28 protein-coding genes are annotated in these 25,336 nt (G+C 64.2%); 14 read left to right on the top strand and 14 right to left on the bottom strand.

The window, feature by feature from the left end; translation table 11 throughout:
* Positions 1 to 48: 48 nt before the first annotated feature.
* Positions 49 to 2,040, bottom strand: coding sequence for an acyltransferase family protein (locus tag K3F49_RS20880; protein ID WP_234682827.1), 1,992 nt, complete (start codon positions 2,038 to 2,040; stop codon positions 49 to 51).
* A 200-nt stretch (positions 2,041 to 2,240) separates the two neighbouring features.
* Positions 2,241 to 2,651 carry a hypothetical protein gene (locus K3F49_RS20875; RefSeq protein WP_234682826.1) on the bottom strand — a complete coding sequence of 137 codons (411 nt, stop codon included), beginning with the start codon at positions 2,649 to 2,651 and terminating at the stop codon, positions 2,241 to 2,243.
* 206 nt (positions 2,652 to 2,857) lie between these two features.
* Between K3F49_RS20875 and K3F49_RS20870 the strand changes: the two genes are divergently transcribed.
* The 6 genes from K3F49_RS20870 to K3F49_RS20845 all read left to right on the top strand — a co-directional run bounded on the left by K3F49_RS20870 (position 2,858) and on the right by K3F49_RS20845 (position 7,666).
* On the top strand, positions 2,858 to 3,091 hold the full coding sequence (locus K3F49_RS20870) for a hypothetical protein (protein WP_234682825.1): 234 nt from the start codon (positions 2,858 to 2,860) through the stop codon (positions 3,089 to 3,091).
* 162 nt (positions 3,092 to 3,253) lie between these two features.
* Positions 3,254 to 3,880 (top strand): PilZ domain-containing protein, encoded by a 627-nt coding sequence (locus K3F49_RS20865; protein WP_234682824.1) that lies wholly within the window; start codon positions 3,254 to 3,256, stop codon positions 3,878 to 3,880.
* Between the two features lie 130 nt (positions 3,881 to 4,010).
* Entirely contained in the window at positions 4,011 to 4,265 is a 255-nt protein-coding gene (locus K3F49_RS20860) for a hypothetical protein (protein ID WP_234682823.1), read from the top strand.
* A 393-nt stretch (positions 4,266 to 4,658) separates the two neighbouring features.
* Positions 4,659 to 5,699: a PrsW family glutamic-type intramembrane protease gene (locus K3F49_RS20855; protein WP_234682822.1), complete on the top strand. Its 1,041-nt coding sequence runs from the start codon at positions 4,659 to 4,661 to the stop codon at positions 5,697 to 5,699.
* A gap of 69 nt (positions 5,700 to 5,768) precedes the next feature.
* The gene (locus tag K3F49_RS20850; RefSeq protein ID WP_234682821.1) at positions 5,769 to 6,347 is read left to right on the top strand and encodes an HdeD family acid-resistance protein; all 579 of its coding nucleotides are present in this window, start codon (positions 5,769 to 5,771) and stop codon (positions 6,345 to 6,347) included.
* 233 nt (positions 6,348 to 6,580) lie between these two features.
* Positions 6,581 to 7,666, top strand: coding sequence for a 3-deoxy-7-phosphoheptulonate synthase (locus tag K3F49_RS20845; RefSeq protein ID WP_346657334.1), 1,086 nt, complete (start codon positions 6,581 to 6,583; stop codon positions 7,664 to 7,666).
* 63 nt (positions 7,667 to 7,729) lie between these two features.
* On the opposite strand, the gene K3F49_RS20840 is transcribed toward K3F49_RS20845, so the two are convergent.
* Genes K3F49_RS20840 through epmA form a run of 3 tightly spaced genes read right to left on the bottom strand, consistent with a single transcriptional unit; the run spans position 7,730 to position 10,180 of the window.
* Positions 7,730 to 7,984 (bottom strand): hypothetical protein, encoded by a 255-nt coding sequence (locus K3F49_RS20840; protein WP_234682820.1) that lies wholly within the window; start codon positions 7,982 to 7,984, stop codon positions 7,730 to 7,732.
* Positions 7,985 to 8,024: 40 nt separating this feature from the next.
* Positions 8,025 to 9,119: a lysine-2,3-aminomutase-like protein gene (locus K3F49_RS20835; RefSeq protein WP_234682819.1), complete on the bottom strand. Its 1,095-nt coding sequence runs from the start codon at positions 9,117 to 9,119 to the stop codon at positions 8,025 to 8,027.
* Positions 9,116 to 10,180 (bottom strand): EF-P lysine aminoacylase EpmA, encoded by a 1,065-nt coding sequence (epmA, locus tag K3F49_RS20830; protein WP_234682818.1) that lies wholly within the window; start codon positions 10,178 to 10,180, stop codon positions 9,116 to 9,118. Before epmA ends, K3F49_RS20835 begins: the two co-directional genes overlap by 4 nt.
* A gap of 162 nt (positions 10,181 to 10,342) precedes the next feature.
* Between epmA and efp the strand changes: the two genes are divergently transcribed.
* Both efp and K3F49_RS20820 read left to right on the top strand, forming a co-directional pair.
* Positions 10,343 to 10,909 (top strand): elongation factor P, encoded by a 567-nt coding sequence (gene efp, locus K3F49_RS20825; RefSeq protein WP_234682817.1) that lies wholly within the window; start codon positions 10,343 to 10,345, stop codon positions 10,907 to 10,909.
* A 24-nt stretch (positions 10,910 to 10,933) separates the two neighbouring features.
* Complete coding sequence (locus tag K3F49_RS20820) at positions 10,934 to 12,556, top strand: M23 family peptidase (protein WP_234682816.1); 1,623 nt, start codon at positions 10,934 to 10,936, stop codon at positions 12,554 to 12,556.
* A 58-nt stretch (positions 12,557 to 12,614) separates the two neighbouring features.
* Here K3F49_RS20820 and K3F49_RS20815 read toward each other — a convergent pair whose 3' ends face one another.
* Both K3F49_RS20815 and K3F49_RS20810 read right to left on the bottom strand, forming a co-directional pair.
* Positions 12,615 to 13,118 carry a cupin domain-containing protein gene (locus K3F49_RS20815; protein ID WP_234682815.1) on the bottom strand — a complete coding sequence of 168 codons (504 nt, stop codon included), beginning with the start codon at positions 13,116 to 13,118 and terminating at the stop codon, positions 12,615 to 12,617.
* Positions 13,119 to 13,139: 21 nt separating this feature from the next.
* Positions 13,140 to 13,619: a carboxymuconolactone decarboxylase family protein gene (locus K3F49_RS20810; RefSeq protein WP_234682814.1), complete on the bottom strand. Its 480-nt coding sequence runs from the start codon at positions 13,617 to 13,619 to the stop codon at positions 13,140 to 13,142.
* Between the two features lie 54 nt (positions 13,620 to 13,673).
* On the opposite strand from K3F49_RS20810, the gene K3F49_RS20805 reads away from it, so the two are divergent.
* Complete coding sequence (locus tag K3F49_RS20805) at positions 13,674 to 14,207, top strand: MarR family winged helix-turn-helix transcriptional regulator (protein WP_234682813.1); 534 nt, start codon at positions 13,674 to 13,676, stop codon at positions 14,205 to 14,207.
* Here K3F49_RS20805 and K3F49_RS20800 read toward each other — a convergent pair.
* The 3 genes from K3F49_RS20800 to K3F49_RS20790 all read right to left on the bottom strand — a co-directional run bounded on the left by K3F49_RS20800 (position 14,204) and on the right by K3F49_RS20790 (position 15,021).
* Positions 14,204 to 14,377, bottom strand: coding sequence for a hypothetical protein (locus tag K3F49_RS20800; RefSeq protein WP_234682812.1), 174 nt, complete (start codon positions 14,375 to 14,377; stop codon positions 14,204 to 14,206). The two genes, K3F49_RS20805 and K3F49_RS20800, sit on opposite strands and share 4 nt — an antisense overlap.
* A gap of 76 nt (positions 14,378 to 14,453) precedes the next feature.
* Positions 14,454 to 14,705, bottom strand: coding sequence for a hypothetical protein (locus K3F49_RS20795; protein ID WP_234682811.1), 252 nt, complete (start codon positions 14,703 to 14,705; stop codon positions 14,454 to 14,456).
* Positions 14,706 to 14,766: 61 nt separating this feature from the next.
* Positions 14,767 to 15,021 (bottom strand): hypothetical protein, encoded by a 255-nt coding sequence (locus tag K3F49_RS20790; RefSeq protein ID WP_234682810.1) that lies wholly within the window; start codon positions 15,019 to 15,021, stop codon positions 14,767 to 14,769.
* A 134-nt stretch (positions 15,022 to 15,155) separates the two neighbouring features.
* Between K3F49_RS20790 and K3F49_RS20785 the strand changes: the two genes are divergently transcribed.
* Positions 15,156 to 16,385, top strand: coding sequence for a lytic murein transglycosylase (locus K3F49_RS20785; RefSeq protein WP_234682809.1), 1,230 nt, complete (start codon positions 15,156 to 15,158; stop codon positions 16,383 to 16,385).
* Positions 16,386 to 16,391: 6 nt separating this feature from the next.
* On the opposite strand, the gene K3F49_RS20780 is transcribed toward K3F49_RS20785, so the two are convergent.
* From K3F49_RS20780 to recJ, 3 genes are all read right to left on the bottom strand, one after another.
* Positions 16,392 to 17,183, bottom strand: coding sequence for an aldolase (locus K3F49_RS20780; protein WP_234682808.1), 792 nt, complete (start codon positions 17,181 to 17,183; stop codon positions 16,392 to 16,394).
* 96 nt (positions 17,184 to 17,279) lie between these two features.
* Positions 17,280 to 18,089 carry an SDR family NAD(P)-dependent oxidoreductase gene (locus K3F49_RS20775; protein ID WP_234682807.1) on the bottom strand — a complete coding sequence of 270 codons (810 nt, stop codon included), beginning with the start codon at positions 18,087 to 18,089 and terminating at the stop codon, positions 17,280 to 17,282.
* 43 nt (positions 18,090 to 18,132) lie between these two features.
* The gene (gene recJ / locus K3F49_RS20770; RefSeq protein ID WP_234682806.1) at positions 18,133 to 19,974 is read right to left on the bottom strand and encodes a single-stranded-DNA-specific exonuclease RecJ; all 1,842 of its coding nucleotides are present in this window, start codon (positions 19,972 to 19,974) and stop codon (positions 18,133 to 18,135) included.
* A gap of 284 nt (positions 19,975 to 20,258) precedes the next feature.
* Between recJ and K3F49_RS20765 the strand changes: the two genes are divergently transcribed.
* From K3F49_RS20765 to K3F49_RS20755, 3 genes are all read left to right on the top strand, one after another.
* A complete protein-coding gene (locus K3F49_RS20765) occupies positions 20,259 to 21,335 on the top strand; it encodes a methyl-accepting chemotaxis protein (protein WP_234682805.1) in 1,077 nt (358 codons plus the stop codon).
* 239 nt (positions 21,336 to 21,574) lie between these two features.
* The gene (locus K3F49_RS20760) at positions 21,575 to 22,228 is read left to right on the top strand and encodes a hypothetical protein (protein WP_234682804.1); all 654 of its coding nucleotides are present in this window, start codon (positions 21,575 to 21,577) and stop codon (positions 22,226 to 22,228) included.
* 104 nt (positions 22,229 to 22,332) lie between these two features.
* Positions 22,333 to 22,830: a bleomycin resistance protein gene (locus K3F49_RS20755; RefSeq protein WP_234682803.1), complete on the top strand. Its 498-nt coding sequence runs from the start codon at positions 22,333 to 22,335 to the stop codon at positions 22,828 to 22,830.
* Here the strand turns inward: K3F49_RS20755 and K3F49_RS20750 are convergent.
* Positions 22,827 to 23,813 (bottom strand): helix-turn-helix domain-containing protein, encoded by a 987-nt coding sequence (locus K3F49_RS20750; protein ID WP_234682802.1) that lies wholly within the window; start codon positions 23,811 to 23,813, stop codon positions 22,827 to 22,829. The genes K3F49_RS20755 and K3F49_RS20750 overlap by 4 nt on opposite strands.
* 499 nt (positions 23,814 to 24,312) lie before the next feature.
* On the opposite strand from K3F49_RS20750, the gene K3F49_RS20745 reads away from it, so the two are divergent.
* Positions 24,313 to 25,326 (top strand): formylglycine-generating enzyme family protein, encoded by a 1,014-nt coding sequence (locus K3F49_RS20745; protein ID WP_234682801.1) that lies wholly within the window; start codon positions 24,313 to 24,315, stop codon positions 25,324 to 25,326.
* Positions 25,327 to 25,336 lie beyond the last annotated feature (10 nt).

Below are 25,336 nucleotides of genomic sequence, written 5' to 3'. Positions count from 1 at the left end.
GGGGCCACCCCCGGCCGGCTCGCGGCCCGGATGTCTCCGGCCGAGCCGTCATGGTCTCTCATCGCGGGCATTGCCCTTGCGTTCGTTATCGTCGAAGCGCTCGCGACACGCGCGATGCGGCGCGCATTGCCAAGGCTCGGATTGGAGATCGAGTGGGACAGCTTGACCTGGAAAGTGATCAAGCTCGCCCTGGCCGTTGGCGCGCTGGTCTTGCTGGTGCTCCGGGCCGTGAAACAGGTCCCGGCCTATGACGTCGATGACCAGCTTCGCCCCACCCGGCGACAGATGAATCGTATCCGTTGCGATCACCTCGCCGGCAGGCGTCCGGATAAGGCATTGCCGCTCGTCACAGAGCACCTTCCGCAGCGACACGAAATCGACGCCGGCGGATCTGCTGAAATTCGCCATCAATTCGTCCTCGGCCGGGCCCGACACGCCGGCCGCAAGCCGCTCCGGTAGTTCGTGTGCAAAGCGATAATGGTTGATGATCGCGTGCGGAAGCGTGCGCTTCCACACCGGCGGCGGCCCGAGAACGACCACACGTTGGACGCCGGCGCCTCGAAGCGCGACAATGGTGCTGGCCAATTTCTTCAGGTCGTTGTCAAAGCCCCACATTGCGTGGAGCACGACGATGTCCGGGCGCCGCGCCGCGATCAGCGCGAAGGCCTTGCCGTTGGCTTCCGCACACGAGGCGCTCCGCCCCGCATCGAGGATCGGCGCGCAGCCTGGCGCCGTGAAGCGTGCCACCCGGAACGAGCTTTGCCTGGCGGCGTCGCTCACGGCCGGATAGAGCGCCGCGGCGTTGGAATCGCCCCATAGCAGAACCAGTGGCCTGTCGCCCGGTTCGACACAGCTTGCGTCGAAACTGCTCCCCGGCGCCTCGAGAAAGCAGTGGTCCCTGAAGGCCGGATTGTCCTCGGTGTTGACGGCCGCAATCGCCTGCAACTCCGGCGGAAATCGCCAGAGGAAGCCGGCCGAAGCGATCGTCACCAGACCGATCGCGCCAATGGACGCTAGCGCAATCGACAAAACCGGCGCCACATTGCGCCGATGGCAGACGGGCAATTCGATGAAGCGATAGGTCAGGATCGACAGTACGCCCGCGGCAAGGACTGCGGCCCATATCTCGATGAAGTTCGGTACCCCGTGCCGCAGGATTCCGAGATAGGCCAATAGCGGCCAGTGCCAGAGGTAGAGCGGGTAGCTGACGAGCCCAAGCTGAACGGCAGGCCGGCTCGACAGCAGCATGCGGTTGGTCACGGCACTCGGCGACGCGATGACGAGCGCGGCGCCGAGGACGGGGACGAGCGCCAGCGCGCCCGGAAAAGGCATCGATCGGTCGAACAGCAGTCCGGACGCCACGATTGCGCCAAGGCCGATGGCTCCGAGGAAATTGCTCCCGCTTTTCCTGACGAGATTGGCTTCGGCCAGCAGCCCGCCGATCAGCAATTCCCAGGCGCGTGGCATCGGCGCGTAGAAGCCCCAGTTCAGGTTCGCCCTGGCAAGAACCACGCTGGCGACGAGCGACAACAGAATCGCGCCGAGGATGTACCGTCGACGATAAGGCGAACGCCGCAGCAGGACGAGCCCCAGCGGCCAGAAGATATAAAACTGCTCCTCGACGCCGAGCGACCAGAGATGAATCAGCGGATTTTCCGCGGCTAGCGACGCGAAATAACCGACCTGCCCGAGTTGGAACAGGTTCGAAGCGAATAGCGCGCTGGCAACGATGTTCTCTCCCAGCAGACGAAAAGGCTGGGGCAGCAAGACAAACCATCCAATTGCATAGGTGGCCACGAGAACGGCGATCAGCGCCGGAAAGATCCGCTTAATCCGCCGTGCATAGAATGTCGCAAGCGGTATGCTGCCGGGCGTGAGCAGGATTCGCGTGATCAGAAAGCCGGAGATGACGAAGAACACGTCGACGCCGACGAAGCCGCCTGGCAGCATCCAAGGATGCATGTGATAGCCGACCACCAGCAGGATCGAGACAGCGCGCAACCCGTCAATATCTGGACGATAATGTTCGGACGGCTTCATTGCCCCTGCACTAGCCGCATTCATCGATAGATACAATCAGATGCAGAATAGCAACTTTTTGATATGACGCCTCCAGGCTGGGGATGATCGCTTGGTAAGCCGGGCGATGCGCCGGCAGAATCCGTCCTCCCGGCATGAACCTCCTTGGCCCTCAACCCCGACCAATGTCCGAAGGAACCGCCTCGCCGACCGCGATGGCGTCACGTCTTGAAGGACCAGCTTCGGCCCATGGAGCAACGCAAATCCACAGCGCACGGTCCGTCCGGCGCCCCGCCAGCTGTGACCACGCCCCCGGCCTGGATGCAGCGCACGGCGCCGTACTCGCCGGACCGACGCGCCAAAATGCTGGAGCACATGGCGCGCGGCAGATCGGCGCCGCAGCGCCAAGCCGCCAAGGCAACGGTGCCGTCGCGCATGAGCGGCTGGGCATTGTTCGCGACGCTTATGGCTGCGCCGTCCTGGCAGCCATAATCGCGTCCTTTTTGCAATCGCGCGTGCCGTTTTACCTCGGGGCGTTCATCTTCCTGACCGACGGCGAGCGCATCGAAAGCGCGCTCGCAACGATCGGGATCCGGTTCGGAGCCGGGAGCGATCGGGCCCGGGATCGTCAAAGGCTTCGTCTCCCTGTTCGGAGGGTTCGCGCTGCTCGTGTCGTTGCGGGACTTCGTCCCCGGTTGGCTCGCCGCCTGGATGCCGCCGTTCAGTTCGGGCCAACAAACCCGCGTCAGGTCTCCGTAAGCCGGTCGAGCTAGGTTCTACGCGCCCGATTCACAGACCCCGCCCTCCAACAGCAGGTGGCGTTGCCACGCGGTGAGACATGAGCTCCTTGGAGCAGGCGAAGCTGCGACAGATCGCGATCGTGTCGCGCGCGCTGGCACGACGGGACGGCATCGATTATCGGCAAACCTCCAGGCACGAGCGGCACCAGTACCGGCGCGAGGCGATCATCACGCTGCTCGGCAATTGGACCCTCGATGACGCCTCGCAGACGGCATCATCGTCAAGTGCCGGAACGGCTGAAGCGGCCGCGGTCGCAATGACGCGGTTGTGAATCAGCGCGCCCGATAACCGGGACGTTTTGCCGCTTATCCCGGCACACTACCGGCCTGTTTACCGGAAATTTACCCCTGCTCCTGAGTGCCGGTATCATTTGTTTAGAATTTGATCGCTACCGTGGAATTACGGAAACAATCAGAAACACGATCTGGCACCCATGTCCGTCGCAGAGTTCCTCAGGCAGCGTGCAGTGGAAGTGACCGTGAGCGGCAGCTATTCGCTGCATCGCTGGTACGACTGCGATGGCAAGCTCCGAAACTTCGCCTGCCGCACCAAGCGCGTCTCGCCCTTCCGCATGATCGTGGACGTGCCGGTCGTCGGCAAGATCGGCGAGCGCGTAACCTCGTATTTCCAGGATTTCGGCGAATTCCAGTGCACCATCAGCGCAACGCTGAAATCGGGCTTCCTGATGGAGCTCGACATGACCCGGGCCCGCCGCGCCTGGATGTCGGAAAAGCTGACCTGGCTCGAGAAGAAGCAGAAGGACGACAGCATCCAGGAACTGCGCCGTGACGGCCGCTTCGTCCCGCAGGCATCGCACACATTCCTGACGGTTGCCGACGGCAGCACCCATCCCTGCTTCATTATCGACGTCTCCACGGCCGGCGTCGCGATCTCCAGCGAATACGACCCGCTGATCGGGACACCGCTTGCGGTCGGCGCCTGCGTTGGACGCGTCATCCGCAAGTTCGACAACGGCTTTGCGGTAAAGTTCACCGAGAAGCAGCAGCGGGACGACCTCGTCCGCCTGGTCGTGCGTCAGGCCATGCCGCAGCCGGTCTGAAGCCGGCCCAACCAATCCGTATTGCTGCCCTATCGCGGCCCCATTGCGGGATCAGTTTTTGAAGGTCTGCGCCGCGTGCCGGGCTTCATTTGTAGACTTTTCATTTGCAGACTTGCGATCGGGGGACCGGATGGCAGTCGACAAGATCACGGTTGATAAGATCACCTGGGACAGGGTTGGCCGGGTCACCGAGCCCGGACGCTACATGTACACGTTCGGCTGGCTCACGATTACGGCCGGCGATCTCGATATCTGGAAGCAGTACCCGCAAGCAGCCTTCACGCTGCTCGCCCACCATTCCGAGCCAGAGGCCGTCGGCGAGGAATTCCACCTTGGAGCCTTCGACATCACGCCCGACGCTCCACCGCCCTTCACCACCCACTGAGGGCGGAAAGCGCAGGCTAGGACCGTCTGTCAGGAGCCCGCGATTCGAACCGGAGCAAGCAGGGCTCGATGTGAGACGCCGGAGGCGTGTCGTTCGAACGGGTCTCATCCCGGCTCTGGACTCGCCGCCCGCGCACGTGCATCGTGAATCGAAGAAACCTGCACATCGCCTTGATCTGACTTACCAATCGCGATTCTTTGACAGGCGCGCAGCCGTTACAGTCGACGACGAGGTGGTTCTGTCATGCAATTGATTGCGCTCCTATTCTACACTTTGCGGTCCTGATGAACGCCAGCTGTCGGGCGTGTTAAGCAACGGGACAGCAAGCGCATGACAGATGGTCGCATCGGGACACGTGGATAAGCGGACCAAGGGAACCTACTTTCGGCGCCGATGTATCTGATTGAAGCGTTACCCACCGTCATCGGAACGGCCGCCATCGCCCCGGCGCTGCTGATGCTGTGGCTTGTCATTGCCGCCGAGGAACGCCCAGGTCCCCCGGCCCAGGTCTGGACCGCATTCCTGCTTGGCGCGGCCAGCATCTCGCTGCTGGGTCTCGCCCGTGCCCCCTTCGCCAAGATGGTCGCAGCGCCCGACAATCCCTGGGCGGCGCTCGCCATGCATTCGGTCTTCGGCGTCGCGGTGCCCGAGGAGGCGGTGAAGGTGATCGCCATCGTGCTGGTCTCCTCGACCAAGCGGCGGACCTTCGTCAACCCCATGGACACCGTGGTCTATGGCGCCGCCGTCGGCCTTGGCTTCGCGGCCTACGAAAACCTCGCCTATCTGGTGCAACATGCAGAGATGTGGCGGTCGCTTGCGGCCCTGCGCAGCGTGCTCACCGTGCCGTTCCACGGCGCGCTTGGCATCATCGCAGGCGCCTATCTGACGATCGCGCGCGCCGGCACGGCGCTGGGCGCGAACCGCCATCATCGCGACTGGTCCCGCCTCTCAAGCCGCCTATTGATCTTCGCAGGCCCGCTCGCCCTGCATTCCGCCTTCGACTTCCCACTGCTCACGCTTCAGCGCATGCCGGATCTCGATCCCACCTTGCGGATGTGGCTGGGCGCCGCGAGCCTGCTGATCGGCTTCAGCTCGATCGCCTTCGCCATGCGCCTGGTGCGGCGCGTCGCGCGCCACCATGCGCCCCGCACAGATACCGCGCGGGAGCGGCTCAGCCAGCTGCGCCGGATGTGGGCGCTGTGGCTCGCCGGCGGCGGTGTTGGTTTCCTCGGCCTCGCCTTCGTGCTGACCTCGATCCACCACTGGCTCATCAACCCCGAGCGCAATCTGACGCTAGCCCTCATCCCGATCGGCTTCGTCTCGATCCTGCTCGGCCTTGCGCTGCTGGTCGTCACAACCGCGATCTACGTTCTCGGCCGCAACCGCATCCGCACCAGTGGCGAGGGTTTTTCGTCGGCGCACGGCGGCGGTTGATCCGCGGGATGGCAAGCGTTGAGTGCGCGTACTAGATTGATCGCACATCTTTCGATCCGGAGCTTGCCGATGACTTCGCCCGAACAATTTTCACGGCTGCAATCCGCGATGAGCCATGCGGTGAAGGCGCATTGGAAGGCCTTTCTGTTCGAAGGCATTTTGCTTGCTGTTCTCGGCGTGGCGGCGCTGATCCTGCCGCCGCTCGCCAGCCTTGCCATCACGATCTTTCTCGGCTGGATGTTCCTGGTCAGCGGTATCGGCGGATTGATCGTGACCTATTGGGCCCGCGCCACGCCGGGCTTCTGGTGGTCGCTGATCTCGGCGGCCCTCGCCGTGCTCGCCGGCATGCTGCTGTTGGCCCGCCCGATGCAGGCCGTGCTGACGCTGACCATCGTGCTCGGCGCCTACTTCCTCGCCGAGGGCGTCACCACCATCATGTATGCCCTGGAGCACCGCCGCGAGCTGAGCGGCCGCTGGTCGTGGCTGCTGATCTCGGGCCTCGTCGACATCGCTATCTCGTTCATGGTGATCACGGGGCTGCCGAGCACGGCGGAATGGGCCATCGGCGTGCTCGTCGGCATCAACCTGCTGTTCGGCGGCGCCACCCTGATCGGCATGGCGCTGGCAGCACGCAAAAGCAACACCTGAGGAGTTTCGTCGCCCGCCGAGCCGATGGGGGGTGACAACGCGCGAATGGCACGCTATATGGTCCCCATGATCACCGTCGCCACCAGCTTTTATTGGTACTTTAGCTACGACAGCTCGCTGGCGGCAGGAGGATCGCGCTCAATCTGAAAGTATTGATGCAAACGTCCGAACAGCCGCCAGACCTGGCGGCTTTTTTATTGGCCGGCAGGTTCTCAACATGACAGGAGCCCGCCGTGCTGAGCACGACCGACGATCTTCGTATCCGCGAACTGAAAGAGCTGAGCACGCCTGAGGACGCGATGCGGGAGGTCCCGCGCACCCTCACGGCCACCCGTGTGGTGATGGCGGCGCGCAACGCCATCCATGCCATCCTCAACGGACAGGACGACCGCCTTCTGGTCGTCGTCGGCCCCTGCTCGGTGCATGATCCCAAAGCCGCGCTCGAATATGCCGAGCGCCTCGCCGCCCTGCGCGAGGATCTGGCCGACCAGCTCGAGATCGTGATGCGGGTCTATTTCGAGAAGCCGCGGACCACGGTCGGCTGGAAGGGCCTGATCAACGACCCGGATCTGGACGGCAGCTTCGACATCAACAAGGGCCTGCGGCTCGCCCGCAACGTGCTCTCGGCCATCAATAATCTGGGCCTGCCCGCCGGCGCAGAATTTTTGGACATGACGACGCCGCAATACATCGCCGATCTCGTGTCCTGGGCTGCAATCGGCGCGCGCACGACCGAGAGCCAGATCCATCGCGAGCTGGCCTCGGGGCTGTCCTGCCCGGTCGGGTTCAAGAACGGCACCGACGGCAATGTGCGCATCGCAGCCGACGCGGTGAAGTCGGCCTCGCATCCGCATCATTTCATGGCGGTGACGAAGCTCGGCCGCTCCGCGATCGCCTCGACCGCGGGCAACGAGGACTGCCACATCATCCTGCGCGGCGGAGCTAAGCCGAACTACGATGCGGCGAGCATCGCGTCGGCTTGCAACGATCTGGCGAAATCCGGTGTCGCGCCGCTGGTGATGGTGGATGCGAGCCACGCCAATTCGAGCAAGAAGCCGGAGAACCAGCCGCTGGTCACGGCCGATATCGCCGGCCAGATCTCGGGCGGCGAGAACCGCATCATGGGCGTGATGATCGAGAGCAATCTCGTCGCCGGCCGCCAGGACGTGGTGCCGGGCAAGCCGCTCGTCTACGGTCAGAGCATCACCGACGGATGCATTGACTGGGCAACGACGGCAACCGTGCTCGAGCAGCTCGCCGATGCGGTCGAGATCCGGCGCAACGCCGCGCGCGCCGGGCTGCACGAGCGCACCGCTTAAGTGGGGCAACAGGTGGGCGGGGCGAGGCTGTTCGCGTCCTGCCCACCGCGCCGCAATTGCGGCCTAGCAGCCGCGGCAGATGCTCTTGATCTTCTTGTCGAGCAGAGCGTCTTCCTTGTTCACGGGAGTGTTCGGATCGCTCAGATTCTTCTCGTTCGGCACATCGCCGGCACGCGGCTGGCGGTGACCGACAGGCGCCTGCGGCAACGTTCCCGACGTGGCGCCGCCTGACGTCGATGCCCCCTTGGTGCCGGTCTGCGCGACAGCCGCTCCGCCGAGCAAGACCACGAGCGATGCTGCCACCATGATCTTCTTCATATCCGCTCCTCCATTCCTCAAACCGGCGTTCTCCGGCCGCTCACGTCTCGGGCGGATAGAGATGAACGTCGCCGCAATAGTCGACGATACGATAGCGCGTTTCCGGGGCGGCATCACGTGCGTCGGCTGCGGTATTTTGCTCCGCCAACACATAATTCGGTCCGACCGGCGACTTGCCGGCGCCGCCGGGTATGTCGATGACGTAGTCAGGCTGACACAGTCCTGACACCCGCCCCCGCAATTGCCGCATCAAATCCTGCCCTTGCGCCAGCGTCGTGCGCAAATGCGCCGTGCCTGGCGCGAGATCGCCGTGATGGAGGTAATAGGGCTTTATCCGGCATTCGACGAAAGCCCGCATCAAATCCGACAGGGCGGTGACGTTGTCATTGACGCCGCGCAACAGCACGGACTGGCTCACCATGGGAATCCCGGCATCGACCAGCCGCGCGCAGGCGGCGCGCGCCGGCCGGGCCAGCTCGCGCGCATGATTGGCATGCAGTGCCACCCATGTGGTCGCGCCCTCGACCTTCAGCGCCGTGACCATGTCATCGCTGATCCGCGCGGGATCGGCCACGGGCACGCGGGTATGAAGGCGGATGATCTTGACGTGATCGATGCCGGCCAGATCGGCCATGATCTCGCTCAGCCGGCGCGGCGACAGCATCAGGGGATCGCCGCCGGTCAGGATCACCTCCCAGATCTCGCTATGCGCGCGGATGTAATCGATCGCAGCGCGATAGGCGCTGTCCGAGAGCGCGTTCTCCTTGCCGGGTCCGACCATCTCGCGACGGAAGCAGAAGCGGCAATATACCGCACAGACGTGAACGAGCTTGAAAAGCACGCGATCGGGATAACGATGCACGATGCCTGATACCGGCGAATGCGGGTGGTCGCCGATCGGATCGGCATTCTCGCCCGGCTGCATCTCTAGCTCGGCGGCGGTCGGAACGAACTGCCGCGCGATCGGGTCATCGGGATCCGATTTGTCGATCAGCTCGACCAGCGCCGGCGTGATCGCAACCGCATAGCGCGCGGCGACGCGTTCGAGCGCGGGCAGCGCCGTGGCAGTCGCGAGGTCCGCGGCCACGAGGTCGGCCGGCTCGCGCAATGTCCGTGCAAGATTGGTCTTCGTCATTTTTCACTTGGCGTTTCGTTTGCAGGCGGCGTCCACACCACCTGATCAATCCGTGTTGCGCCGCTTGCCAGCATCACCAGCCGGTCGAAGCCGAGCGCGACACCGCTCGCCTCCGGCATTTGGGCGACCGCAGCCAAAAAGTCTTCGTCCAGCGGATAGGCCTCGCCGTAGCGGCGCTGCTTCTCCGCCATGGACTCCGTGAAGCGCTTGCGCTGTTCCTCGGCGTCGGTCAATTCGCCGAAGCCGTTGGCGAGCTCGACGCCGCAGGCATAGACCTCGAACCGCTCCGCGACCCTGGGATCGTCCGTCTTGACCCGCGCCAATGCCGCCTCTGGAGATGGGTATTCGAACAGAATGGTCAAACGCCCCTGTCCCAGATGCGGCTCGACATGCTCGACCAGGACCTTGCTGAAGATGTCTGACCAGGTGTCGTCCTCGGCGACGCGGACCTTGGCGGCCGCCGCCTGGGCGAGCGCGGCACGGTTACCCTCGTTGCCCGAGATTGTCGACAGCAGGTCGATGCCGGCGAAGCGCTCGAAGGCGCCCGCGACCGTCAGCAGCTCCGGCTCGGCGAAAGGGTCGGCGGTCCGGCCCCGGAACGCGAAGGTCCCGATTCCGGTCGCCTGCGCGGCGTGGGCAATAACCACCACAGTGTCGGCCATGATGGCGTCGTAGGGGGCGCCCGCCCGGTACCATTCCAGCATGGTGAATTCGGGCAGGTGCAAATCGCCGCGCTCGCGGTCGCGGAACACCCGGGCGAATTCGAAGATTCGCTCCTCGCCAGCCGCCAGCAGCTTCTTGCAGGCGAATTCGGGCGAGGTTCGCAGGTAACGGCTAGCCCGGCTGCCATCGGGCCGGATGAGCTCGGTCCGGGGGGCGTGAAGATGGGTCTCATTGCCGGGGGAGACCTGGAGAACCGAGGTTTCGACCTCGACAAAGCCCTGCTCGGCGAAAAAGCTCCTGAGAGACCCGGTAACGGCCCCCCTGGCCTGGAGGAATGGCCGCCGGTCGAGGTGCCGCCCGGGTGTCCAGAACGGCGAAATCAGCTTGTCCCCAACCATTAACCGACCGCCCCGCAGGCCAGCAAAATGCTGGCATTCAACGACAAAATGCGTATGTTGCGGCCCGAAACGGGCGCCGAGGTCTGATTTGAGGCCCCAAGTCCCCCATCGATTTGACCAAGTCCTGGCCCGAGCCGGGCCAAGCAAGCAGGAAATATAGCTTTGAGAGTCATCGCCAGTTCTATTCGCAAGGGCAACGTGATCGAGCAAGACGGCAAGCTCTATGTCGTCGTGAGCGCCGAGAACATCCATCCCGGCAAGGGCACGCCGGTCAGCCAGATCGAAATGCGCCGAATCTCGGACGGGGTAAAGATCTCCGAGCGCTACAAGACCACCGATCAGGTCGAAAAGGCCACGATCGAAGAGCGCAACTTCACCTTCCTGTACGAAGACGGCGACGGCTTCCACTTCATGAACCCCGAGACCTACGACCAGGTCCAGGTCTCCAAGGACGTGGTCGGCGACGCGGCCGCCTATCTTCAGCCAGAGATGATGGTCAAGCTATCGACCCACGACGTCAACGTGGTGTCGCTCGCGTTGCCGCAGCGCGTGACGCTCGAAGTGGTCGAGACCGAGCCGGTGACCAAGGGTCAGACCGCCTCGTCGTCCTACAAGCCGGCGGTGCTCTCCAACGGTATCCGCACCACCGTGCCGCCGCACATCGCCGTCGGCACTCGCATCGTGGTGATGACCGAAGACGGCTCGTACTCCGAGCGCGCCAAGGACTAGGCAAGGGATCGAGGATCGGAACAGGTGCCGCCGGGGGGCGAGACAGTGGGTAGGAACGGTTTCCGCTTCGTCTCGCTACTTCTGGCGTCGCTTTCGCTCTCCTTCGCAACGCCGCTCGCTGCGGACGAATTCCGCAGCCCCTCGCTCACAGCGCTGCGCGTCGATTGGCGCGCAGCGCTCGACCAGCTCCGCACCGAGATCAATAACCGCCCGCAGGTCGCCGGCGATTTCATCTTCGTGCCGCGCCGTTCGGTGCCGCGCTTCGATCCGCGCGCCATGCCCGCGCTGGTGCAGCTCAACGCGGTCTCCTCGCAACTCTTCACCGGCATCGCCCGCAGCCCCGTTCCCGTGCTGCTGCCGTTCGACGCCGCCGCCTATCTCGAGGCGCAACGCAGCGGCACACAGACCCCGCTGGCGCTGCCGCGCTACCAGGCCGATTTCAACCCCGCCGACATGTTCGACGCCGGTCCCGCCGGCTACAGCGCAACGTTCTCGCTCGAGCCCGGCGCCGGCGACGGCATGCCGTCGCGCACCTTCGCAAGGCGGGTAGAGGTGCAGATCACCGGGTCGGCACTCGTCTACGACATCGCCGATCCCGCCGGCGGTCGGGGCGAGCCGGTCAAGCCGCTGGCGACAATCTACCCGGACCTGCGCAAATTCATCCGCGAAGGCTACGTGCGCTACGCCTTCACGCGCTTCGGCGCCGCCTATGTAGTGTCGATCCAGTGCCTGGACAGCGTCGCAAAACCGCGGCGGCTCGCCTGCAAGGAGGCCTACCCGGTAGCCGAGCGCTTCCTGAAGGCGCTGCACGTTGCCGGCGGCCAGCGCACGCGGCAATTGATGGACGTTGCCTCTGATCCGATCGATCGGCCGGCCGCACGTTCGGCGGATTTCAGCTACCGGCCGAGCGGCGACATCATCCCGAACACCGGCTATCGCAAACAGGGCGGCCATCCCGATCCGATGGCCTATGCGCAGATCCGCTTTCCGCTCGAGAAGGCGCCCGCCTTCGTGCATTCACAATCCTACGCCAAGCGCGACAAGGACGATCGCCCGACCGCCTATCCGTGGCGCGACAATTTCTGCGAGTCACGCAGCTTCGAAGTCTGGCAATGCGGTGGTGGCTACGGCCACCAGGGCGAGGACATCCGCGCCGCCGACTGCCCCTCGCCCGGTGACGGCCGCGAACCCTGCGATCCCAGGCAGCGCGGGGTCGTTGCGGTGCGCGACGCCATGGTGATCCGCGCGTCAAAGGACCAGGCTGCGACGCTCGAGGTCAACAGCCGCACCGAGCACATCCGCTTCCGCTACATGCACATGAATCCGCAGGCGTTGAACGCCGACGGAGTGCTCAACGGCCGCATCGTCACCGAGGGCGAGAAGATCGGCGTCATCTCGAACTATCTCGACCATCCCGCGGGCACGTCGATGCACCTGCATTTCGACGTCCAGCTGTTCACGCGCGACGGCTGGATCTGGGTCAGCCCCTACGCTACGCTGGTTTCGGCGTACGAGCGCCTGATCCGCGCCCGCGGCCGCGAGGTCGGCCCGGAGATCGCAAGCACCCCGCAGCCGGTCGCGCATACGCTGACCGAAGATGTGATCAAGCCCGACCTGCGCGAGGGATCGAGCGGCGAAGAGAACTGAGCCGTCACCGTCGATCGTGGTCCGGATGAGCATGGCTCATCCGGACCCGGCAAGCCTGTTAGTCCAGATACGTCGTGAGCTGCGCACCCTCATCCGCCACGAACACGGCAATTAATTCCGCCGGCTCCGTGGTGCTGGCGTTGGCGGAGACCAGGTGCGTCGCGCCTGGCGGCTCGAAGAAGGACTGGCCGACACCGAACGTCTCGACCGGACCGCCACCGAGTTGGGAGCGAATCTCGCCCTTGGTGATGTAGGCCGTCACCGAGCCGGCATGCCGGTGCGGTCGCGAAAACCCGCCAGGACCGTAGAACACGCGCACGATGGTGACCCGCTTGCCCGGTACGTTGGGCAATGCGTAGGAGCCGATCGGCTCGACCTTGTCGAGCGGCGAGCTTTCCGCGGCGGTGGCGCAGAGCGGCGCGAGTGCGCCTGATACGGTGTCCATCGTCACCTGCAGCGCCTTGCCGAGCGCGAGCGCGCAGACGAGCCCGCCGACGACGGCCAGCGCCATTGAGCGCAATGGCAAAGGCCGCGGCATGGTGACCAAATTCATTGCCGTCATGACAACCTCCCCGCGTTGTAATCAGAACGCCGCAGCACTCGCCGCGACGGGCCGCTTCGCCGGTGTCCAGCGATAGGCCGCACCAAACCGGTTCCAGACATTGATCGAGGCGATTGCCGACGTCAGGTACATCAGCTCGGTCTCGGAAAACTCGCGGGACGCCTCGGCATAGACCTCCTCGCGGACGCCGTCGGGCAGGAAGGTCAGCGCCTCCGCCCAGGCCAGCGCGGCACGTTCGCGAGCCGAGAAGATCGGCGCCTCGCGCCAGACCGCGACCAGGTAGAGCTTGTCCACGGGAACATGGATGCGCTCCGAGAACAGAATGTGATGCTGCACGCAAAAGGCGCAGCCATTAATCTGCGAGGCGCGTAGCTTGACCAGCTCCAGAAGCTGCTTGTCGAGGCCGGCCTTGGCAGCCACCTGGCCCAGCGCAAGCACCAGATCATAGGCGTCCGGCGCAATCTTCTTGAAATCCTCGTACTCGCTGCGGGCGTGTGACATTGCCGTTCACCTCGTGCTATTGTAAGAATGCTTATATATTATAAGAGCCCTTATATGACGCGCAAGACTACCGACATCACAAGATCGCCACCGAGGCCGAAGACGCCCGGGCCAGCCAAGGATAGCCGGGTACACCTGCCCGCCCCCGGCGAAGGCAAGCGCGGCGAGCAAGGCTATCTCGGCTACCTCTTGCGCCAGGCCCACGCCGCGGTGCGCCTGAAGATGGAACGTACGCTGGCTGATCTCGGCGTCACCTCGCCGCAATTCGCCGTGCTGACGATGCTGAACGCTTATCCGGGCCTATCGGGAGCCGATGTCGCCCGCCTCACCTTCCTGACGCCGCAGACCGTAGGCGTCATCATCCGCAACCTCGAGCGCGACGGCGCGATCCTGATGACGCCGCATCCCGTCCACGGCCGCATCCAGCAATGGACGCTGACGCCGCGCGGCGCGACGCTGCTCAAGGCATGCCGGGACCGTGTGCTCGAACTAGAGAAGCGCCTGGTGACAGGGCTCGACGGCAAGGCTGAAGTCACTGTCCGCCGTTGGCTTGCGGGCATCGCGGCCGATTTGCAGGACGAGGCCTAGTCGCCTCCTCCGTCGCCGCCGTCACCATCGCCGAAATCGCCGAAGCCGAAGTCGCCGCCCCCCTGAATGCCGCGGCCGAAGTTTTCTGCGATGATCATCATGACCACGACCAACAGGCTGGCGCCGAACGGCCAGGGATTGGAACGAATGATCTCGAACAGCTCCCGCATGTGCGCATGATGCGCAGACGGAAGCGAACCGACCGTAAAAGGACAGGCTTAAAGTTGGGGATTTAGGGAGGCTGCCCTATCCGCCCTTCAACGCTTTCTTAACTTCACCGTCCGGCCATGCCTCGCCCGCCGCAATGACCCGGATGCGGCTTCGATCCGCGGCATTGACCAGCACATGCGAACTGATCCGGTCGCCACTCGGCTCCAGATGCAAATCCGTTTCGGGTTTCCAGCTCAGTGTCGCCGCGAGATCGCCGGGAAAAATTTGCCAGCACGATCCGTCGTTGAGCTCGACGACATGGCTTTCCGCATGCGCTCGTATCTTCATTCCACCCCGAAGTCTCGTTGAAGACAGCAGGCCCCGGCGATCGACCGGGGCCCCTTGTCCGTCAATCGTTGTCGTGATGAATCACGGTCTTGCTGCGGTTTCCGAATTCATCTTCCTTCTTGATCACGGTGGTGCGGTCGGCCGGCGCACGCTCCTTGATGACGGTGGTGCGATCACGATCTCGGTCACGATATTCATGGGACTCGCCGACCGTCACGCCGGCACCGACCGGACCGACATGAACGCCGACTTCATCCGCGACCGCAGGAGCCGCGATGGCCGTGACCATGGCGGCGGCAAACAGATATTTCCGCATGTTGTCCTCCTCGATTGTGTGCGGAGGGAATGCGGGAGTGCGACACTTTGTTCCGGGGAACGCGACGCCTGAAGCCGTTCCTCCTGTTCCTGGAACCGGCTCACAGCAGCCGTGTTTCCCGCTACAATGCATCCATGAAACAAGCTGATTCCTCCGCCCGCCACAGCCGCCGCGCCCTACTCCGATCCACACTGGGCGCCGCCACCCTGCTCGTACTGCCAACGCGTGTTCTCGCTTCGCCTCCGGGCTTCGATGAATGGCGTGAAGGTTTTCGCGCACGCGCAATGGCAAAAGGTATTTCGGCGGCGACCTGGCAACGTGCGATGGCGCGAGTCGAGCCTGACATGAGCGTCTTCAAGCAGATGCGCAACCAGCCGGAATTCCACGAGCAGGTCTGGCAATATATCAACCGCCGAGTCTCCGACTGGCGCATCATCAACGGCAAGATCGCGCTGAAGAACAACGAGGCGCTGCTGGCGCGCATCGAACGCGACTTCGGCGTCGAGCGCGGCACGCTGCTGGCGCTGTGGGGCGTGGAGTCCGCCTATGGCGATCCGCTGGTGCAGCAGAACCACATGACGCCCGTGTTTCCCTCGCTCGCCGCGCTCGCCTGGAACGAGCCGCGCCGCAAGGCCTATTGGGAGACCGAGCTGATCAATGCGCTGCGTATCGTCGACAAGGGCTGGAGCACACCCGAGGAGATGCAGGGATCCTGGGCCGGCGCGATGGGGCATTCGCAATGGATGCCTGAGGTCTGGCTCAATGTCGGTATCGATTATAACGGCGACGGCAAGGTCTCGCCGTTCGGCAAGCCCGATGACGCGCTGGGCTCGACCGCAAAGTATCTGGTCAACCGCGGCAAATGGCATCGCGGCGAGCATTGGGGCTATGAGGTCCGCGCGTCCAGCGAGATGAGCGGCAGCCGAACCTTTGCGGCGTGGCAGGCGGCGGGCGTCACCCGCGCGGACGGCCAGGCATTTCCGCAGCCGAACGCATCCGCACAGATGTGGACACCGGTCGCGGGCGGGCCGACGTTCCTGCTGGGACCGAATTTCAACGCCGTGAAGAGCTATAATCCCTCGATGAACTATGCGCTGGCGATCTGCCATCTCGGCGACCGCTGCCTCGGCGCGCCGCCGTTCATTCAGCCCTTCCCCGGCTCCGAGCGCGTGCTGACGCTGGCCGAGGTGCAGGAGATGCAGACGCGGCTGACCAAGGCCGGCTTTGATACAGGCGGCACCGACGGCCGTGTCGGCAATGACACCATGAAGGCGATCAAGGATTTTCAGCAGCGCGCCGGGATCACGCCGGCCGATGGATATGGCGGGCTCAAGGTACTGGCGAAGCTGCGGCAGGGATCGTAGTCGGCTTCAGTGCCGGTACTGCGGCTCTTCGGCATCGAGCTGGCGGCGGATCGCGGTGAGATGCAGCCGCGCGGATTCGGAATCGCCTTCGCGCATCTGCTTGTAGGTCGCAGCCGCAATCGCGGGATCGACTGGTTGCACCTTCCGTCCCGTCGACATCGCCAGCACCTGCACCTCGGCCGCGCGTTCGAGGTAGTAGAGATCGTCCCAGGCTTCCGCGATCGTCGGCGCCAGCACCATCACGCCGTGATGCTTCATGAAGACGATGTCGGCATCGCCCACGGCTGAGGCAATGCGTGCACCTTCGCAGTTGTCGAGCGCGAGGCCGTTGTAATCGCGGTCGACCGCGGTGCGGCCGTAGAATTTCAGCGCGGTCTGGCCGGCCCAGATCAGGGGATCGCCCTCGGTCATCGACAATGCGGTGGCATAGGGCATGTGGGTGTGGAAGGCAACCTTGGCGCGCGGCAGGCGCCTGTGCATCTCGGCATGGATGTAGAACGCGGTGGCCTCGGGCTCGCCTTCGCCATCGAGCACGTGGCCGTGGAAGTCGCAGACCAGGAGTTTTGAAGCGGTCAGTTCGCGAAACGCGTAGCCGTAGGGGTTGACCAGGAAGAGATCGTCATGGCCGGGCACGACGGCCGAGAAATGGTTGCAGATGCCCTCCTCTAAACCATTGCGCGCGGCCATCCGGAAACAGGCGGCGAGATCTTCGCGCGCAATGCGGATCGCATCGGTCGCGAGGTCCGGCCGGTTCGAGCGTACGACTGCGGGTGAGGAGGCGTGAAGGCTGTGCGCCATGGCGAAGGAGACCTTTTTCGGGCAGGAGACGGCAGCGTTTTACAGGGCCGACGCCTGCGCGTCAGCCCCTGCGACCGCCACCCTGCCTTGCGCGTCTCACGCCCGCCGCGGCACCCCACCGGCATTCATGCCGCCATCGATCACGAGCTCGCTGCCCGTGACGTAACGCGATGCATCCGAGGCCAGATACAGCACGCCGGAGGCAATCTCCGCAGCCTGGCCCACGCGGCCAAGCGGGGTTGCGACCTTGGCGCGCTCCTCCGGATCGATCGGCGCGTTCTGGCCTGCGCCAGTCGCCCCGGTCGGGATCTTGCCCCAAATCGGCGTGTCGATGATGCCTGGATGCACGGAGTTGACACGGATGCCGTCGCCGGCCGCCGCGCACTCCATCGCGATCGATTTGGCGAACAGCCGCACGCCACCCTTGGTCAGCGAATAGGCTGAGAGGCCCGGCGCGCCGCGCAGGCCCGCGAGCGAGGACATCATGACAATCGAGCCGCCGCCGGTCTTGCGCATCAAGGGCAGGCAATGCTTGACCGAGAGAAACACGCCATCGAGATTGATCGCGTTCTGCTTCCGCCAGTCAGAGAGCGTCATGTCGGTGATCGAGGGCACGGCAATGCCGATGCCGGCATTAGAGACCATGATGTCGAGCCGGCCATGGCGCTTCGCGACCTCTGCGACGATCTCGATCCAGCGCTCCTCGCTGGTGACGTCCTGCTCCAGGAAGATCGCCTTGCCGCCGGCCTTGGTGATGCGCTTGGCGAGCTCGGGGCCGCGGAGCTCATCGATGTCGGTGACGACAACAGTCGCGCCTTCACGCGCAAATAAGTCGACGATCGCTTCGCCAATACCGGATGCGCCGCCCGTCACCAGTGCGACCTTGCCCTCAACCTGCCCTGTCATGTTCACTCCTTTTTTTGTTGTTTACGGTCTTTTTTTGCGGCCGTTACCTGATCACGGATGGCCCCTGGTCCGGTAGGGCGACGTCGATGACGCGGAACTGCACGCGCTCGGCGCCCTGGTAGCGATCCACCGACAAGGAGCCCGCGACATGCAGCTGCTGGCCGCGATTGGCGAGGAGCGCGTTGCCGAGCTTTTGCCCGACCGAGCGGAATGCGATGCCGTTGACGATGGCGCCGTCGCCGGACTTGAAGCGGAGGCGTAAATGCGCCTGTCCCACCTCGTTGGCAAACACGAGCTGATGCGCCGGCAGCGCCAGCACGGCTTCCGGATTGCCGCTGCCGAACGGACCTGCGCGATTGAGCGTGGTCGCAAGATCCGTCGTCACCGCGCGCGCCGAGATCGCGCCGTCGATATAGAGCTCGTTTACATGGCGCGCCTCGGCGACGGCCTGCGCCAGCGCGTTCTCCAGATAGGCACGGAATTCGGCGAGCTTCTCTTTCCGTAGCGTGACGCCCGCAGCCATCGCGTGGCCGCCGCCCTTGAGCAGAATGCCGTCGGTGACCGCCTGCCGTACGGCCTTGCCGAGATCGACGCCGGCGATCGAGCGGCCCGAGCCGGTGCCGATGCCGCCGGGCTCGAGCGCAATCGCAAACGCGGGCCGCGAGAACTTCTCTTTCAGGCGCGAGGCGACAAGGCCGACCACGCCGGGATGCCAGCCTTCAGACGCGGTGACGATGACGCCGAGCTTGTCTTCCAGCCCGATCGAGGCGAGCGCCTCGGCTTCGGCCTGCGCTTCGGCCGCCTGCTCGATGACGCGACGCTCGCTGTTGAGACGGTCGAGTTCAGCCGCGATCCGCGCGGCCTCGACGCTGTCGCCCTCGAGCAGCAGCCGAACGCCAAGATCAGCGCGGCCGATGCGGCCGCCGGCATTGACGCGCGGTCCCAGCATGAAGCCGAGATGCCAGGCCTCCGGCGGTCCATTCAGCCGCGCCACGTCCATCAGCGCGGTGTGGCCGACATGGTCGCGCCGCCGCATCGCGATCAGCCCTTTGGCGACGAAGGCGCGGTTGAGTCCGATCAATGGCGCTACGTCCGCGACCGTGCCGAGCGCGACGTGATGCAGCATGCCGAGCAGATCGGGCTCGGGCATCTCGGCATTCCAGAAGCCGCGCTGGCGCAGTTCACGATTGACCGCGACCAGCGTGACAAGCACAAGGCCGACGGCGGCGAGATGACCGAGGCCGGAGAGATCGTCGAGCCGGTTCGGATTGACCAGTGCGTCGACCTCCGGCAGCTCCGTGCCAGCCTGATGGTGATCGATCACCACGACGGACATGCCGAGGCGTTTGGCTTCGGCCAGCGGCTCGATGCTGGTGGTGCCGCAGTCGACGGTGACGAGCAGCGTGGCGCCCTTGGCCGCCAGCCCGCGCACCGCTTCGACATTCGGGCCGTAGCCTTCAAAGATGCGGTCTGGAATGTGGATTAGCGGATCGAGCCCGCAATGGCGCAGATGCCAGGCGAGCAGTGCCGCCGAGGTCGCGCCGTCGACGTCGTAGTCGCCGAAGATCGCGACCGTCTCGCCCTTCACGGCCGCATCGGCGATGCGCTTCGAAGCCGCCTCCATCTCCGTCACGGTGAACGGATCGGGCAACAATTTTCGGATGGTCGGATCGAGGAAATCGGGCACCGCGTCGATGTCGACACCGCGGCCGGCCAGCACCCGCGCCAGCAATTCCGGCACCTGGTGACGCTGCACGATGGCGAGCGCCGTGGCCGCGCCCCGCGCATCCAGCCGGTCGCGCCAGAGCTTGTCGGTGAGCGAGCGTGCCACGCCCAGGAAGGCCTGAGGCATTTCGACGGGCAAGGCGGTGGCGGGCGGCGTCATAAGGGAAAGTCGGCTGTTGGAAACTGGCACCCGGACAAGCGCGCATGTCCGGTCACTGGGCTGAATGGGATTGGCCGGCAATCCCTCGGGATTTGCAACGGCCGGACCGCACAAAGCGGTGGATTGCCGCTTTGCTGCGCTGACTGACTATCATTTAGGCATTCAGCAAAACAGCAAATTAAGCGGGCGTTAGGCGGAATCTTCGAAAACGAATCTTATTCGATCTGTAAGTCATCGTTCCGGGTTCATTGCAGATCAGGCCTCATTGCCAAGGGAAGTCCCCGATGTCTGCTGCGCTGGGTCTGAAAACCAAGCCGACCACCACCGAACCCGCCGACGACGATTCCGACATCTCCGCGCTGATCAATCGCCTGACCGCGGAGGTCAACCAGATCGCGGTCGACAAGACCAAGTCGATCCAGCAGATCACCAACCAGATGAAGATGCTGGCGCTGAACGCGCTGATCGAGAGCTCGCGGGCCGGCGCGCAAGGCGCGGGCTTCGCCGTGGTGGCGCAGGAGGTGCGCGGCGTCGGCCAGCAGGTCGAGACCATCGCGCGCGAGCTCGAGACGCAGCTGACGAAGCGCACCGGCGATCTCGTCGCCTCGATCGACCGCATGAGCCAGCGGTCGCGCGGCGAGCGCATGATGGATCTGTCGCTCAACGCGGTCGAGCTGATCGACCGCAACCTCTATGAGCGCACCTGCGACGTGCGGTGGTGGGCGACCGATTCCGCCCTGGTCGATTGCGCGGCCTCGCCTGCGCCTGCCGCGGTCACCTACGCCTCGCAGCGCCTCGGCGTCATCCTCGGTGCCTACACCGTCTATCTCGATCTCTGGCTCTGCGACCTCGACGGCAACGTCATCGCCAACGGCCGCGCCGATCGCTTTCGCGTCGTCGGGCAGAACGTCGCCCACACCAAATGGTTTCGCGAGGCGAAGACACTACGCTCCGGCGACGACTATGTTGCCGGCGACATCGAGAACCAGCAACTGCTCGGCAACGCCCAGGTCGCGACCTACTGCGCCAACATCCGCGCCGGCGGCCAGGCCAACGGCGCGCCGATCGGCGTGCTCGCCATCCATTTCGACTGGGAGCCGCAGGCGCGCGCGATCGTGCAAGGCGTGCGCGTCGGCGACAACGACAGGGCGCGCGTGCTGCTGGTCGACTCGCATTTTCGCGTCATCGCCGCCTCCGACGGCCAGGGCATTTTGAGCGAGCGCATCTCGCTCTCGCACGACGGCCAGCGCTCCGGCTTCTACCAGGATCGCTCCGGCACCATGATCGCCTTCCATGCGACGCCGGGCTACGAGACCTATCGCGGGCTCGGCTGGTACGGCGTGATCGTCTGCGCGGTGTAAGGCTGCAGCCGTCTAATCCCAAATCGTGAAAACAACCCCATGCACAGTAGCCGCGGGGTCGTTTTCAAGACGGTTCACGTTTGCCGTTTGACACGTCGGGCAAAACACCGGCATTCTACGATGATGGCAAAGTTCACGAAACTCCGAGCCGCTCCCGCGGTAACGCAGCCAATCGTCGGCTCTTGCAATGCCTTCGTCCTAGAATTCGGCCCTCCAACACGGCCCCTACGGAGGGCCTCGTGCCGAAATCGTTTGATCCTATTCCGAAGGCAGCTCTAGATGGCTGGAGAAGAGAGCTTTCACAATGGTGGTCCGCGGAGTCCTTCCGCGTGCGCATCGGTGAAATTGCCGGGCCAAGCCAGATCCCGCGGCGCGTCTTCTTTCGTCAATCAGGATTGACGTTCTTGCGCGATGCGTGGATCGCCTCCAAGGTGTCATCGGCACTCTCGTCAGAACAGGTTCGGTTAGTACCAGACGAACGACCTGACTTCGAGATTCAAAGCGTCGGACGAATCCTCCAATTCGAAGCCACTGAAGCCGACACGGACGGCCGCAAGCGTGGCGACGAGCCCGACGACGAAGGCTGGCGACCTGATCCCGTCGAGGAGTGGCAGAAGAGATTTAACGCCATCCCCGCGGCCCTCGACCGTGTCGTAAGCAAGAAGCTCCGCAAAGATTATCCGCCGGGTACTGCTCTGGTCGTGTACGTCAATCTGGCATGCTACGGCGCATACCAAAAGGAAGGCATTCCAATTCTCCAAACCGGCACTGCCGCCGCCAAAGATAAATTCAGCGCTGTGTTCGCGATGTGGGAGGGCGTCCTCTACAAATTTTGGGAGAATGGCGCTGCTGTCTCCGAGCAATGGCCGTATGCCCGCTTGGACGACATCTAGCGATGCATTTAGGAGCCGAGGGCACGCGACCAAGGTCAAGTGACGAATGGCGCAGCGACCCGGCAAGCGCCATTTCTACTCCTAGCCCTTCTTGGGAAGCCGCAATGACCAAGTCCCCCCTCACCGACCCCGTCGCCCGTGCTACCTCCGTCAGCACGGGCAACGCACCGCGCGGTGGCTTTGCCGATCTCGTGCCTGAACTCAGCGTCTCGAACATTCCGGCCAGCCTGTCGTTCTGGCGGGACCTGCTCGGCTTCGACATCGCCTATGACCGTCCGGACGCCCGGTTTGCCTATCTCGTCAGGGGCCGCCTGCAGATAATGCTGTGCGAACTGAACGGACGCTGGGAGACGGCCGAGATGCAGCGGCCATTCGGGCGCGGCATCAATTTCCAGATGGTCGTCGACCACATCGATCCGATCCTGAGCGCGCTCGACGGAGCGAAATGGCCGCTCTACGAACCGCCGACCGAGGCCTGGTATCGCGTCGGCGACCAGGACGTCGGACAGCGCGAATTCCTGATCCAGGATCCCGATGGCTATTTGATCCGCCTCGTCGAACACCTGGGGACACGCGCACCGTCGTCATCACAAGAGCGCTAGGCTCTGGCGACGCCCTCCCCGGCTGTCGGCAATGTTGCCAGTCCGAGCGTCTGCGACGGACGTTCGCCGAACATCGCAAGATAATATTGCGAGAACCGGCCGAGTTCGTAGAACCCCTGCTGCATGGCGACGGCCGCCACGGTGGTCGAGCCGGGCGCGCTCTGGTGCAGAATGGAATGAACGGCACACAGTCGCTTGTACCGGAGGAAGCTGACCGGGCCAAGGCCAAACACCTCGTGAAAGGCGCGATGCAGAGTCCGCCGCGCGACGCCGAGCGCCGCGCAGATCTCCGACACATGGACCGGGCGGGGGCCGGCCTCGTCGAGATACTCCTCGACCCTGCGGATCAGCCGTCTTGCGGAAGGCAGCCAGCCGCCATTGTCCGGCGGTAGCGACGACATGACATTGGCCGCCATGCATTCGACGATCGATCGCTGCCAGAAATCGGCGGTCGACGGCGTCAGACCCAGGCTATTCATGCGCAGATGCGTCATGATCCGAACCAGGCGGCGTGTGGCGATCGCGCCGGTCTCGAGATCCGCCCGGAAATGAGCGCGGCAGCGCCAGGTGTCGGGATCGCTCAGCCTCGCCTCGCCGGCAAACAGCGAGGTGACCTCGTTGAGATCGAAGCGCATGGCGGCATAAGCCGACGCGCCATGAAACACCCCGTCATGCTCGAGCAGCGGCGGGATCACGAGCACGTCGTTGAGCTGCATGTCGAACGACCAATGGGCGACGCGATCCTCAGCCTCCAGCAGCATTCCGATGATCAGCTTGTCGTCGCTGGAGACGCGCTGCGTGCGCATGCCGACGTTGAAGGTGCCGATGCTGAGAGAGAACTCTCCAATGCCAACGTGCGACAACGTCCCGCGCAACCGCCCGCGGCCGAGCTGCATCACATCGACATGCGAGCCGTGAACGGCCTGATGCAGTCCTTCGAAACCGTCCAGCTTGCGCGAATCAACCAGTAGGAATTGCCCCATGGCTGAACCCTGTTACTGAAGCGCGACAATTCTGCGGCAGAGGGCCACGAACTACCACCACAACGCGAAGCGGGTGCGACAATCTGCCTTCGGATTTGAGACAAACGTTATCGAAATCCGGCGCGCGCAATTCGCTGAATTGCGCTGAAACTTCAACCATTTTCGAGATAGGTCGTTAAGTCTCACCCATCGCTCCCACCCACTGGCACAAATTGCACATCACAGCAGTCCAGTTTTCCGATACCATTTTCTCAACCTTAGCGATATCGTTCGAAGCGCTCTGCGGATGGCAGAGCGCACGCGACAGGGATTTGCCGCGTGCTGGAATGCGTGCGCGCAATGGGAAAGAGATGTTGGCGCAATGTGCGTCGCCTCTCTCCGGGCGCCAAAAAGAGGGACCGGACAATGCGTCCACCGTGCCGGGCAATATGCCGTCGTCGACATCAGCCAAAGTCGGCGCCATAGCGTCAGGTGGAATAAGCGTAGCGGAGTTTCCACCATGCTGCGGGCGGATCCAGATCATTGCGAGTGGCTGCCGGACGACGCGAAGACCGGCGAGATGGTCTTCATTCCCGGCGGAACCTTCCGCATGGGATCCGACCATCATTATCCCGAGGAGGCGCCAAGCCATCGCGTCGCCGTCGATGGCTTCTGGATCGACCGCACGCCGGTCACCAACCGACAGTTCAAGCAATTCGTGAACGCGACCGGCCATGTCACTGAAGCGCAGATCATTCCCAATCCGAAGGACTATCCCGGCGCGCTGAAGGAGATGCTCTACGCGGGATCGCTGGTGTTCTCGCCGCTGCCGCGCATCACCGATCTCACCGATTGGAGCCAGTGGTGGTCGTTCCTGCGCGGCGCCAATTGGCGCCACCCTTACGGCCCCGGCAGCAACATCAAAGGCCTCGACGACCATCCGGTCGTACACGTCTCCTATAGCGATGCGGCGGCCTACGCCCGCTGGGCCGGCAAGGAGCTTCCGACCGAAGCCGAATGGGAGTTTGCCGCGCGCGGCGGCCTCGAGGGCGAGGAATTCGCCTGGGGCGATGCGCTGATGCCCGGCGGCAAGCACATGGCCAATATCTGGCAGGGTAACTTCCCCGTCCAGAATCTCGGCGAGGATGGGTTCGAGCGCACTTCGCCGGTCATGGCCTTCCCGCCGAACGGCTACGGCCTTCACGACATGATCGGCAATGTCTGGGAGTGGACCTCGGATTGGTGGTCGGCCAGGCACGTCGCCGACGCGGCAAAGCCCTGCTGCATTCCGAGCAATCCCCGCGGCGGCCGCGAGGAGGCGAGCTTGGATCCATGTCAACCAGACATCCGCATTCCACGCAAAGTCTTGAAAGGCGGCTCGCATCTCTGCGCGCCGAATTATTGCCGGCGCTATCGACCTGCGGCGCGGCACGCCGAGCCGATCGACACCTCGACAAGTCATGTCGGATTCAGATGCGTGGCGCGGATGCCGCCTGCCAACGTGCGTGAGCAAGAAGAGCGTACCGCAACATAGGGAGTATGGA

Source organism: Bradyrhizobium monzae (genome assembly GCF_021458635.1).
Classification (GTDB): domain Bacteria; phylum Pseudomonadota; class Alphaproteobacteria; order Rhizobiales; family Xanthobacteraceae; genus Bradyrhizobium.
The sequence above is the reverse complement of the archived record's forward strand: the minus strand, read 5'-3'. Positions and strand labels throughout refer to the sequence as shown.